Below are 11,794 nucleotides of genomic sequence, written 5' to 3'. Positions count from 1 at the left end.
AACCTACGGAACCGTAGGTTTTCCTGTATCTACCCTAGAGATCGCTGGATCGGGAGCCCCACAGGTTGATCCCGGCGTCCACGGCGTGCTGATCGATCCGGGCCAGGTCGTCCTCGGACAACTCGCTGACCTGCGTCGACGCCAGGTTCTCCCGGAGCTGCTCCGGCGTGCGGGCACCGAGGGTCACCGAGCTGATCCGCTGATCGCGCAACACCCAGGCGATGGCGAGCTGGGGGAGTGAGACGCCCAGATCACCCGCGATCTCGTTCAACGCGCGGATGTGCGCGAGGTTCTCCTCGGTGAGGTACTCCGAGCGCAGCGAGCTGCCGGTCGCCGCGCGCGAGTCGGCGGGTACCCCGTCCAGGTACTTGGTGCTCAACATGCCCTGGGCCAACGGGGAGAACGCCACCACGCCGAGTCCGGCCTCGCCGACGACGTCCAGCAAGGACCGGCCGTCCTCACCCGGCTGCTCGATCCACCGGTTCAGCAGGGAGTACGACGGCTGGTGCAGGCTCAGGGTGAGACCGATCCGGTCCGCGACCGCCAGGGCCTCCGCGGTGCGCTCGGCCGAGTAGGAGGAGATGCCCGCGTACAGCGCCCGGCCGGAGTCCACGGCCGTCTTCAGCGCGCCGAGGGTCTCCTCCAGCGGGGTGTCCGGGTCGTAGCGGTGGCTGTAGAACACGTCCACGTAGTCGGTGCCGAGCCGGCGCAACGACTGGTCCAGGGACGCCAGCAGGTACTTGCGCGACCCGAACTCGCCGTACGGACCGGGCCACTGCCGGTAGCCGGCCTTGGTCGCGATCAGCAGCTGGTCCCGGTAGGGGCGCAGGTCCGAGGCCAGCAGTCGGCCGACCGACTCCTCGGCGGCGCCCGGCGGGGGACCGTAGTTGTTCGCCAGGTCCAGGTGCACCACCCCGGCGTCGACGGCGGCCAGCACCAGCGCACGCTGATCGGCGTAGGGCGTGGCATCGCCGAAGTTCTGCCACAGGCCCAGCGTCACCGCGGGCAGCTGGAGGCCGGTACGCCCGGCCCGGCGCAGGGGAAGACGGTCAGCGGCTCGGTTCACACCGCCCGACGCTAGCCGGGATCAGGAGACGACGCGCAGCCGGATGCTCTCCGGCCGGGCCCGCAGCGCCTCGACCACCTCGCGCTCGACGGAGCCGGCGTCGGTGACCACGTAGCCCACGTCGCCGCGGGTGGCCAGCAGCTGGGCCTCGATGTTCGCGCCGTGCTCCGCCATCGTCTGGTTGACCGCGGCCAGCACACCCGGCACGTTGCGGTGCAGGTACGCCAGGCGCTGGACACCCGGGCGGGGCTCCAGGGTCAGGTTCGGCAGGTTGACCGACAGCGTGGTGGTGCCGGTGTTCAGGTAGTCGCGCAGCTTGTTGGACACGAACTGCCCGATCGCCTCCTGCGCCTCCTCGGTGGACCCGCCGGTGTGCGGGGTGAGGATCACGTTCGGCAGCCCGCGCAGCTCGGACTCGAAGGGGTCGCCCTTGCGCTTGGGCTCCTCGGGGAAGACGTCGACGGCCGCACCCGCGACCTGACCCGCCAGCACCGAGTCGCGCAGCGCGGCGTAGTCGACCACGAACCCCCGGGACAGGTTGAGGAAGATCGACCCCTGGCGCATCCGGGCGAACTGCTTCGCGCCGAACATGCCCGCGTTGCCGCTCCGGCCGTCCACGTGCAGGGTGACCACGTCGGCCACGTCCAGCAGCTCGTCCAGGGTCTCGGCTCGCCGGGCGTTGCCCAGCGCGAGCTTCTCCTGGGTGTCGTAGAAGATCACCGACATCCCGAGGTTCTCGGCCAGCACCGACAGCTGGGTGCCGATGTTGCCGTAACCCACGATGCCGAGGGTGCGACCGCGCACCTCGTGCGAGCCGTCCGCGGACTTGTTCCAGACGCCGTCGTGCATGGACCGGTCCAGCACGGTCAGCCGCCGGGTCAGCGCGATGATGTCGGCCAGCGCGATCTCGACCACCGAGCGGGTGTTGGAGAACGGCGCGTTGAACACCGCCACACCCCGGGAGGCCGCGGCCGCCAGGTCGATCTGGTTGGTGCCGATGCAGTAGGCGCCGACCGCGACCAGATCCGTGGCGGCGGCCAGCACGGACTCGGTGACCTGGGTCTTGGACCGGATCCCGAGCAGGTGCACCCCCTGCAGGGCCTCGGCCAGCTCGGACTCGTCCAGGGCACCGGATCGGGTCGAGACCTCGTATCCGGCCGCCTCCAGGATGGTCGTGGCCTGGGGGTGCAGATTCTCCAGCAACAGGGCGCGCAGCACGGGCCCATGGTGCGCCGACCGGGCGGATCGGCCAAACCGGTTCCGTCAGATGGACGTCCACCCGGGCGGCAGGTCCCGGTGGTGCACCACCCGCAGCGCGGTCGTCGGGCGGGTCATCGCCACGTAGAGGTCGCCCGGGCCGCCGTCGTCCAGCACCGCGGCCGGCTCGATCAGCACCACGGCGTCGAACTCCAGCCCCTTGGACTGCTCCGCGGTCATCGGGGTCACCGGCGCGTCCAGATCCGGTGCGCCGGTCCGGGTGCCGCCCAGCAGCGCGCCGTGTCCGGAGTCCACCAGCGCGGCGCGCACCGGCGCGATCATCGCCGGCGCGGCGATCACGGCGACCCGGCCCGCACCGGAGGCGTCCCGGACGGCGCCGACCTCGGTGACCGCCCACCGTGCGGCGGCCACGGCCAGCCCCTCGACGGCGACCCGCTCGGTGACCAGGGCGTCCGGCACGTCGCGGGCGGCCTCCGTGGTGGTGAGCGGCAGTCCGGCGGCCCGGCCCACCGACTCGGCGACCGTGGTGACGCCGGCCGGGGTGCGGTAGTTGACGGTCAGCGTCTCCTGCCGCCACTGCCCGGCCAGGATCCGGTCGAAGACCTCGGCCCAGTCCCGGGTGCCCGCGGCGGTCGAGGTCTGCGCGACGTCGCCCACCACGGTCAGCGACCGGGTCGGCACCCGGCGCAGGATCATCCGCCAGGCCATCGCCGACAGCTCCTGAGCCTCGTCGACCACCACGTGCCCGTAGGCCCAGGCGCGGTCCGCGGCGGCCCGCTCGGCGGTGGTCAGCACCGGGCCGCTGCTCGCGAACCGGTCGGCCAGCACGTCGGCCGACACCAGGGCGTTGCCGGACTGCTGCAACACCTGGCGGGCGTAGTCCAGCTCCTGGTTCCGCTGCTCGGTGTCGGCGCGGGCCTGCGCCTTGGCGGCCTGATCGTCCTCGCCGAGCAGCTCGGCGGCCTCGTCCAGCAGCGGGACGTCGGCGGGGGTCCAGGGCGCGTCGGCCGGGCGCTCCAGACGGCGGCGCTCCGCCCGGGTGAACACCCCGGCGGCGGCGTCGGCCAGGCGCTGCGGCTTGGCGAACAGCCCGGCGACCAGGCCCTGGGCGGTCAGCGGCATCCAGGCCAGGTTGAGCGCGATCCGGATCTCCCGGGTGCTGCGCAGCTCCTCCAGGATCTCGCCCCGGTCCTCCGGCGCCACCGAGAACGCGAGCTGGCCGATGTACTGGTCGGCGAGCCGGCCCAGCATGTCCCGGACGAAGGTGACCCGGGCCTGGTTGTGCGGACGGTGGCCCCGCCGGGCGTGGTGGATCGCAGCGCGCACGTCGCCGGGCTTCACGACCACGGTCCGGCCGTCGACGGTGACCCGCACCGGCTCGGCGGGCACCCGCTGGCGCTGCGTGACCGCGCGCTCGATCACCTCACGCCACACCGCGCGGCCCTTGATCTCCGCGACGGCGTCGTCCTCGACGCCGTGCGCGACCACGCCGGGGAACAGCTCGGCGACGGTGGTCGACACCACGCCGGTCTCGCCCAGGGACGGCAGCACCTGGTCGATATAGCGCAAGAAGGTCCGGCTCGGGCCGACCAGCAGCACCCCGGAGCGCTCCAGCACGCGGCGGTGGTTGTAGAGCAGGTAGGCGGCGCGGTGCAGCGCCACGGCGGTCTTGCCGGTGCCGGGCCCGCCCTGGACCACCAGGGCGCCCTGCAGCGCGGAGCGGATCACCGCGTCCTGCTCGGCCTGGATGGTGGCCACGATGTCGCCCATCCGGCCGGTGCGCCGAGCGGCGAGCGCGGCCAGCAGCGCGCCCTCGCCGGACAGCTGCTGGTCCTCGCCCTCGCCCACGGCGGACAGGTCGAGCAGCTCGTCCTCGAGGCCGGTGACCGACCGGCCGCGGGTGACCAGGTGCCGGCGCAGCACCACGCCGTCCGGGTGCGCGGCGGTCGCGCGGTAGAAGGCCTGGGCGGCGGGGGCCCGCCAGTCGGTGAGCAGCGGGGCGTGATCCTCGTCGTTCAGGCCGATCCGGCCGATGTACCGGCGCTCGCCGTCGACCAGGTCCAGCCGGCCGAAGGCCAGTCGGTCCTCGACCGCCTCCAGCCGGGCCACCCGGTCCTCGTACAGGGTGGCGAAGGCGTCCCGCTCCGAGCGGTTCTGCGGTGACCCCGAGGGGCCGGCCTGGCGCACCTGGGCCAGCCGTCCCCGGGTCTGGCCGCGCAGCTCGTCGAGCCGGCGGTAGAGCCCGTCCACCACGTCCTGCTCGGCGCGCAGCTGCTTGTCGATGGAATTCACCCGTGCTCCGTCTGTCGCCCTCACCGCGCTCGAACCCCTCGCGAGCGGCCGTCCATTATGCCGTGCCGAGCGGGGTGCCGGGGCCGGCTTCCCGCGGTCCGGACCGATCCGCTCGCGGCGAACAGGATCACGGGAAGGATCGGCGGGCGACCTGCGTTGACACCCGCATTGACCCGATCAGGTTCACAGGAGGACCGATGCTGGATCCGAGCGAGATCTACGCCGTCGACCCGGCGGTCGCCGCCGAGGTGGAGGCGCGGACCGCGGGCGGCAGCGGCCCGGTGCTGGTGCACGCGGTCCGTGGCTTCATGGACGCCGGCGGTGCCGGGCGCCTGGCCGCCGAGCACCTGACCGACAGCTACGAGACCGCCCGGCTGGCCACCTTCGACACCGACCAGCTGATGGACTACCGCTCCCGGCGCCCCACCGCGACCTTCGACGCGAACCACTGGAGCGGCTACGACCGACCCGAGCTCGTCGTCGACCTGGTCCGGGACTCGGCCGGTGTGCCCTTCCTGCTGATGCACGGCATGGAGCCCGACTTGCAGTGGGAGCGGTACGTCGCCGCGGTCCGGCAGATCGTCGAGCGGTTCGACGTGCCGCTGACCGTGGGCATCCACGGCATCCCGATGGGCATCCCGCACACCCGGCCGCTGTCGGTGACGGCGCACGCCAACCGCTCGGAGCTGGTCGCCGACCACATGCCGTGGTTCGGCACCGTGGAGGTCCCGGCGGACTCCAGCACCCTGCTGGAGATCCGGCTCGGCGAGTCCGGCCACGACGCCCTGGGTTTCGCGGTGCACGTGCCGCACTACCTGGCGCAGTCGTCGTTCCCGCAGGCCGGCATCATGGCGCTGGAGCAGGTGCAGCGTGCCACCGGTCTGGAGCTGGACCTGGCGGAGCTCACCGAGTCCGCGCAGGACGCCATGCTGGAGGTCGAGCGCCAGGTCGGCGAGTCGCCGGAGGTGGCCGCCGTGGTGCACGCGCTGGAGCAGCAGTACGACGCGTTCAGCAAGAACATCGGACGCCCGAACCTGCTGGCCGACACCAGCGACATCCCGACCGCCGACGAGCTCGGCGCGGAGTTCGAGCGCTTCCTCGCCGAGCAGGGTCCGGACACCGATCGCTGATCTCGGGGCAGAATGACCCCACGTGAGCCACGTCCCGCATCCCCGCCGCGCCCTGCTGGTCTGGGGGGTCGGGGTCGCGGCCTACGTGGTGGCCATCTGCAACCGTTCGTCCTTCGGGGTCGCGACGATCGAGGTCCGCGAGCTGTTCGGCGTCTCGTCCGCCCTGATCGCGTCGATGGCGGTGGCCCAGCTGGTGGTCTACGCCGCGCTCCAGATTCCGGTCGGCGTGCTGCTGGACCGGTACGGCCCACGGGTGCTGGTCGGCACCGGCGCCCTGGTGATGGCGGCCGGGCAAGCGGTGCTCGCGCTGGCGCCGGCTGCCGGGTGGGTGCTCGCCGGGCGGGTCCTGGTCGGTGCCGGTGACGCGCTGACCTTCGTCTCGGTGGTGCGGCTGGTCCCCGCGTGGTTCGCACCGCGGCACGTGCCCGTGCTGACCCAACTCACCGGGTCGATCGGCCAGCTCGGCCAGGTGCTCTCCGCGATCCCGGTCGTCGCGCTGCTGCACGCCGAGGGCTGGCGGACGACCTTCCTGTGGGTGGCCGCGGTCGGCGTGCTGGCGGCGGTGCTGGCGCTCGCGGTGCTGCGGGACGCCCCGCCGGTCTCCGAGATCGATCCCGCCGCGCCCCCGGGCGACCGGGTCGGCTTCCTCGCGCGGCTGCGTGCGGCGTCGGCGGCGCCCCGCGATCCCGGCGCGTTGCGGGCGGTGCTGGCCGAGCCCGGCACCCGGCTGGCGTTCTGGATGCACTTCTCCGGCCAGTTCAGCAACCACGTCGTCGTGCTGCTGTGGGGGTACGCGTTCTTCGTGGAGGGGGAGGGCCGCACCCCGGCCGAGGCGAGTGCGCTGCTCACCCTCAATGTGGTGGCGGGGGTGGTCGCCGGGCCGGTGATCGGTGCCTTGGTCGGTCGGCGGCCGCGACTCCGGATGCCCCTGGCGATCGGCACCGTGCTGGCGATCGGGGCGGTCTGGCTCGCGGTGCTGGTGCCGTCGGCGCCGGTGCCCTGGCCGGTGCTGGGCGTGTTCGTCGTGGTGGTCGCGGTCGGCGGCCCGATCTCCCTGGTGTCCTTCGACGTCGCGCGGTCCAGCAACCCGATGTCCCGGCTCGGCACGGCGACCGGATTCGTCAACACCGGCGGGTTCATCGGGGCGTTCGTGACGATGTTGTTGATCGGCCTGGTGTTGGACCGGGTAGGCGGCGGGGTGCGCGATCTGGGGGCGTTCCGAGCGGCTCTCGTCTGCGTCGTCCTGCCCTGGGTGGTCGGGCTCGTGGGCATGCTGCACGGCGCCCGCGTGCTGCGCCGGCGGCATCCGGGGATCGATCTGTGAGCCCAGTCCTGGGATCACTGTGCCGTTCCGTGACCGCTCCGTGACCGAAATGTTGTCCGAAAGGTCGGTTCCCGGACGGCGAAGCACGTAGCGCCGCGCCATTCACCGTGAGAGGATCGACACGTTGCAGTGACGTACTGACGCTTGACCGGCGTCCGGACGGGGTCACCCGATCGGGCACCGCCAGCCTTGGCTGGTCCTCCGGTGCAGGACGTGGTTTTGGCATTGCGGCACGGTGCGGGGCCACACGGGTCCCATGCCGTCACCGGATGGACAAGAAGGACAAGAACATGGCACAGGGTGCTGTCAAGTGGTTCAACGCTGAGAAGGGCTATGGCTTCATCGCCCAGGACGGCGGCGGCGCCGACGTCTTCGTGCACTACTCCGCGATCGACTCCTCGGGCTACCGTTCCCTCGAGGAGGGCCAGCGGGTCGAGTTCGAGATCACCCAGGGCCCGAAGGGTCCGCAGGCCGAGCAGGTTCGCCCGCTCTGATCTCGCTCTGCTCGGCCGAGCTCAGCTCGATCGAGCTCTGCGCGCACGCGCAGGACGCGCGAGTGGTCGTCACTGACGACTGATCGTTCGACGAAGGCCGCACCCGTTCGGGTGCGGCCTTCGTTCTGTCCCCGGGAGATCTGGCCCTGTCCCCGGGGGATCCTGGCCCTGGCCCTGGCCCTGGCCCTGGCCCTGGCCCTGGCCCTGTGCCTCATGCCTCGTGCCGGGTGCCCGGTGTCGCGCGTGGCGGTTCACGCCTGGCTGAGCTGGCTCGTGCTGCCCTGAGGCGGCTCGCGCTGCGCCCGCGGCTGGCCCCGAGGCCGCGGTGCGTGCCGGGGCTCAGTCGTCGGCGGGGCCGAGGTCCCGGACCGGTGCGACGTCCCGCAGCGCAGTGCCTCGCCGGGCGAACTCGCGCAGCTCGTCGCCCACCAGCAGGCGGGCCGGCACCGGGAGCGAGCGCAGGGCGCGGGCCAGTCCGGGGTCGTCCAGCAGTGCCGGGTCGTCGGTGCCGATCAGGAGCAGGTTGCCGTAGCGCCGGCCACGCAGCACGCCGGGCTCCGCGACCAGCCCCACGTGGGCGAACACCTCCGACAGGGTGGCGACCTCGTCCCGGGCCAGACCCAGCGGCGGACGGTCCGCGCAGTTCGCGAGGTAGACCCCGCCCGCCCGCAGGACCCGGTGCACCGACGCGGTGAACTCGACGGTGGCCACGTGCTCCGGCGTGCGGTCCCCGGCGAACACGTCGCGGAGCACCGCGTCCGCCGAGCCGTCGGCCAGCGATTCCAGCTGGGCGCGGGCGTCCCCGGCGCGCAACCGCAGAGCCGGGGAGCGTGGTAGGTCGAACCAGCCGCGCACCAGGTCGACCAGGATCGGGTCCAGGTCCACGGCGACCTGCCGGGAGCCCGGCCGCCGGGCGTCGACCCAACGGGCCATCGCGCAGCCGGCCGCCCCGAGGTGCACGGCGCGGAACGGACCGTCGCCGGCGGGCACGGCGTCCAGGACGGCCGCCATCTGCTGCATGTACTCGAAGTCGAGGCGCAGCGGGTCCGCCAGGTCCAGGTGCGAACTCGGCACGCCGTTGACCATCAGCGTGACGGCGGTCGGGTCGTCCGGGGTGGTGACCAGTTCGGCGGTGCCGGAGGCGATCGGCACCGGGCCCCGGGGCCAGGCGTCCGCGGGGCGTGTGGGTGCCCGGTGGGAGGCTTGCGCACGTCGACGTTCACGGTGGGCCACGCATCTCACCGTACGTGTTGACCGATTCGAACAGGTGTTCGATAATGGGTGGACGAGAGGGAGGTGCGGGATGTCGGTCAGGACCTTGCACGTCGCACGTGCCGCGGCCCCCGGGCTGTCCGGTCGGACGGCAGAGCTGCTGTCCCGAGCGGACGCCGAGCTGGTCGCCGCCCAGTTCTCCTCCGAGCCGTGGGAGAAGTTCGCCCACGCCCACCTGGCGGCGCTGCGGGCCGGGGCGGCGGTGCTGGCCGAGCGCCAGCCGTTGTCGCGCCGGCGGCAGACCCGTACGGTCTGGGAGCTCCTGGACCAGGTGACCCCCGAGCTCGGTCGCTGGTCCGCCTACTTCGCCGGGGGTGCCGCGCTGCGGGCCGCGGTGGACGCCGGACGGTTCGACGCGGTCTCGGACGAGCGGGCGGAGCAGGTGCTCTGCCACGCCGAGGACTTCCTGGACGTGGTCCGGGCCGAGCTGGAGGCATGGGCGGAGCACGCCGAGGTCGACGCAGTGGCCCCGGGCGGGCGCCGCGCGGGCTGAGATGCGCGGGTCGGGAAGCGCCGGTTGAGATGCGCGAGTTGAGGTGAGATGAGTCGAGGGCCACGCGCCGAGGGAGTGCGGCGCGACTGGGGGCGCGAGGAGGAGGGCGCGTCCATCCTCCACGTCGACATGGACGCGTTCTTCGCCTCGGTCGAGCTGGCCCGACGCCCGCACCTGCGCGGTCGACCTGTGATCGTCGGCGGGTCCGAGCGCTCGGTGGTGCTGGCCGCCACCTACGAGGCGCGCGCCTTCGGGGTGCACTCCGCGATGCCGATGGCCGTCGCCAAGCGGATGTGCCCGCAGGCGATCGTCATCCCACCGGATCATCGCGCCTACTACGACGTCTCCCACTCGGTGATGGCCGTCCTGCACGACATCACCTCCCTGGTCGAACAGGTCAGCGTGGACGAGGCGTTCCTGGACGTCGCGGGCGCCCGGCGACGGTTGGGTCCGCCGACCCGGATCGCCGCACAGATCCGAGAACGCGTGCGGGACCAGCACGGCATCACCTGCTCGGTGGGGATCGCCGCGAACAAGTTCGTCGCCAAACTGGCCTCCGGACATGCGAAGCCGGACGGTGTCCTGCTGATCCCGCGGACGGCGACGGTCGATTTCCTGCGGGCGCTGCCGGTCGGGGCGCTCTGGGGCGTCGGCGAGCGGACCGCGGCCAATCTGGAGCGGTGGGGGATCCGGACGGTCGCCGAGCTGGCCGATTCCGACGTCAGGACCGTGCAGCAGGCGGTGGGCAAGACCGCCGGGGCGCACCTCTACGACCTCGCGTGGGGACGCGATCCCCGGCCGGTGAGCCCCAGCCGGGACGAGAAGAGCGTCGGAGCGGAAGAGACCTTCGACGTCGACATCCACGACCTCCGGCAGGTGGAGAGCAAGCTGCTGGACCTCGCGGACCGGTGCGCGGGGCGGCTGCGGGCGCAGCAGCTGATGGCGAGGACCGTGGCGATCAAGATCCGCACCTCGGACTTCCGCACCCTCAACCGGTCGCGGACGCTGCCCCAACCGACCGATGTCGCGCGGGAGATGTACCTCGCCGCCCGCGAGCTGCTGGCCGGAGTCGACCTGGCCGGACTCCCGGTGCGGCTGGTCGGGGTGCGGGCCGAGGGGCTGCTCGCGGTGGAGCAGGTGGTGCAGCAGCCCACGCTCGAGGAGTCGGTCACCGGGCAGGCCGAGGCGCAGCGGCAGGCGGAGCTGGTGATGGACCAGGTGCGCGAGCGGTTCGGTCGGGCGGCGATCGGATCGGGCACCCGGACGGTCGGGCGGCATGCCGGCGGAGGCGCGGTCGCGGCGCGGCACGTCAGCTCCAAGTCGGCCGATCCCTCGGGCCGCGAGAGGCCGGACATCGCACAGGACAGCGACCAGCGCCGGGGACCGGGCCCGGGCGGCCGAGGCCAGAACGAGCAAGGCGTGGACGGGCCAGGACCGGGGGGCCGAGGCCGGGACGAGCAAGGCGTGGACGGGCCAGGCCGGGACGAGCCGCGGTCCGATCGTCGGCTGCCGGACGGGCCGGTGGGCAGCGGGCAGTCGCGGAGCGCGTCGGCACGGAACGGTGGACGACCGGACCGGGCGGCGGGCGAGCGTGGATCCGCTGGTGGCGAACGCGGCACGGGCGGCCCGGTGGGGGATCGGACCGGCTCGGACCGCGGTTTGGCCCCGGAACGCCTGGCCCGCGACCTGCCGAAGCGCTATCGGCTGAACTCCGGCGGGGGCCCGCGGCGGGACGAAGCCTGAGCGCTCGACTACCGGCATTCGGAAACGGCATCTATCCTGGGGCGAAGAAGTCCCGACGGCGGAGCACGGGGGTCGATATGCCTCTCTCCGAGTACGAGCAACGTGTACTGGAGCAGATGGAGCGGCAGCTCACATCTGATGATCCCCGGCTCGCGACCACGCTCACCTCGAGCGGTCGCAAGCCGGTCCTGCGATACATCCTGGGTGGAGTCGGCGCGCTCGTCGGCCTGCTCCTGCTGGTGATCGGCGCTGCCGCCTCGCTGGTGTGGCTGGGGGTGCTCGGCTTCATCGTCATGTTCGCCGCCGTCGCCGTGGCCTTCACCAAGCCGCGCAAGTCCGGTCCCGCCGGTGTGGTGCGCCCGGACGGCAGCACCGCCCCGCGGCCCACGGCCAAGAAGTCCTCGAAGAAGGGCTTCATGGATCGGATCGAGGAGCGCTGGGACCGCCGCAGCGATGGCGGTCGCTGACCCGGGGCTCCCCGCGATGTCCTGACGCGCCGTGCCGATCCCGATCGGCACGGCGCATCCGTGTCCGCCCCCGCGGCGACCCCGTCCGACTCCGGCGCCGGCATCACCCCCCCGGGTCGGCGTTGAGCTCGGCAGATCGCACCGACTCACGGGGATGACACGCCGTCGGTCCGGTGGGAGGTGCCGAGTTCGCCGCCGACGCGCCGCGTTCGACGCGGGTGCGCCGTGCTCGCCCCGACGCGCCGCGTTCGGCGCGGACCCTCGGCGTTCGGCGCGAGGGCGCGACACGCCGCCA

Annotated in this window: 10 protein-coding genes; 6 read left to right on the top strand and 4 right to left on the bottom strand. The window is 73.0% G+C overall.

The features are described from left to right. Positions 1-34: 34 nt before the first annotated feature. From OGL89_RS07825 to OGL89_RS07815, 3 genes are read right to left on the bottom strand one after another with little or no spacing between them, the layout of a single operon-like run. On the bottom strand, positions 35-1,066 hold the full coding sequence (locus OGL89_RS07825; RefSeq protein WP_263119355.1) for an aldo/keto reductase: 1,032 nt from the start codon (positions 1,064-1,066) through the stop codon (positions 35-37). 21 nt (positions 1,067-1,087) lie between these two features. After that, positions 1,088-2,284: a phosphoglycerate dehydrogenase gene (gene serA, locus OGL89_RS07820; RefSeq protein ID WP_263119354.1), complete on the bottom strand. Its 1,197-nt coding sequence runs from the start codon at positions 2,282-2,284 to the stop codon at positions 1,088-1,090. A 45-nt stretch (positions 2,285-2,329) separates the two neighbouring features. Beyond that, positions 2,330-4,576, bottom strand: a complete 2,247-nt coding sequence (locus tag OGL89_RS07815) for an AAA family ATPase (RefSeq protein WP_263119353.1) — start codon at positions 4,574-4,576, stop codon at positions 2,330-2,332. 197 nt (positions 4,577-4,773) lie between these two features. Here OGL89_RS07815 and OGL89_RS07810 point away from each other — a divergent pair, with 197 nt between their 5' ends. The 3 genes from OGL89_RS07810 to OGL89_RS07800 all read left to right on the top strand — a co-directional run bounded on the left by OGL89_RS07810 (position 4,774) and on the right by OGL89_RS07800 (position 7,524). After that, entirely contained in the window at positions 4,774-5,706 is a 933-nt protein-coding gene (locus OGL89_RS07810) for a PAC2 family protein (RefSeq protein WP_263119352.1), read from the top strand. Between the two features lie 22 nt (positions 5,707-5,728). After that, entirely contained in the window at positions 5,729-7,030 is a 1,302-nt protein-coding gene (locus OGL89_RS07805; RefSeq protein ID WP_263119350.1) for an MFS transporter, read from the top strand. 290 nt (positions 7,031-7,320) lie between these two features. Continuing rightward, positions 7,321-7,524, top strand: a complete 204-nt coding sequence (locus tag OGL89_RS07800; RefSeq protein WP_154731012.1) for a cold-shock protein — start codon at positions 7,321-7,323, stop codon at positions 7,522-7,524. A gap of 339 nt (positions 7,525-7,863) precedes the next feature. Here OGL89_RS07800 and OGL89_RS07795 read toward each other — a convergent pair whose 3' ends face one another. Further along, complete coding sequence (locus OGL89_RS07795; RefSeq protein ID WP_263119348.1) at positions 7,864-8,676, bottom strand: fused MFS/spermidine synthase; 813 nt, start codon at positions 8,674-8,676, stop codon at positions 7,864-7,866. Positions 8,677-8,827: 151 nt separating this feature from the next. Between OGL89_RS07795 and OGL89_RS07790 the strand changes: the two genes are divergently transcribed. The 3 genes from OGL89_RS07790 (at position 8,828) to OGL89_RS07780 (ending at position 11,499) form a co-directional block, all read left to right on the top strand. Then, positions 8,828-9,289, top strand: a complete 462-nt coding sequence (locus OGL89_RS07790) for an SAV_6107 family HEPN domain-containing protein (RefSeq protein ID WP_263119347.1) — start codon at positions 8,828-8,830, stop codon at positions 9,287-9,289. A 48-nt stretch (positions 9,290-9,337) separates the two neighbouring features. Continuing rightward, entirely contained in the window at positions 9,338-11,032 is a 1,695-nt protein-coding gene (locus tag OGL89_RS07785) for a DNA polymerase IV (RefSeq protein ID WP_346770689.1), read from the top strand. Positions 11,033-11,109: 77 nt separating this feature from the next. Further along, positions 11,110-11,499, top strand: coding sequence for a DUF3040 domain-containing protein (locus OGL89_RS07780; protein WP_263119346.1), 390 nt, complete (start codon positions 11,110-11,112; stop codon positions 11,497-11,499). The last annotated feature ends 295 nt before the right edge of the window (positions 11,500-11,794 follow it).

The sequence above is a fragment of the Cellulomonas sp. RIT-PI-Y genome, from assembly GCF_025642745.1.
GTDB lineage: Bacteria > Actinomycetota > Actinomycetes > Actinomycetales > Cellulomonadaceae > Cellulomonas.
The sequence above is the reverse complement of the archived record's forward strand: the minus strand, read 5'-3'. Positions and strand labels throughout refer to the sequence as shown.

Bases quoted from the DNA above. Each gene is read 5' to 3' on its own strand.
- OGL89_RS07780 (WP_263119346.1), top strand. From the start codon at position 11,110: ATGCCTCTCTCCGAGTACGAGCAACGTGTACTGGAGCAGATGGAGCGG.
- OGL89_RS07800 (WP_154731012.1), top strand. From the start codon at position 7,321: ATGGCACAGGGTGCTGTCAAGTGGTTCAACGCTGAGAAGGGCTATGGC.
- OGL89_RS07785 (WP_346770689.1), top strand. From the start codon at position 9,338: ATGAGTCGAGGGCCACGCGCCGAGGGAGTGCGGCGCGACTGGGGGCGC.
- OGL89_RS07810 (WP_263119352.1), top strand. From the start codon at position 4,774: ATGCTGGATCCGAGCGAGATCTACGCCGTCGACCCGGCGGTCGCCGCC.
- OGL89_RS07790 (WP_263119347.1), top strand. From the start codon at position 8,828: ATGTCGGTCAGGACCTTGCACGTCGCACGTGCCGCGGCCCCCGGGCTG.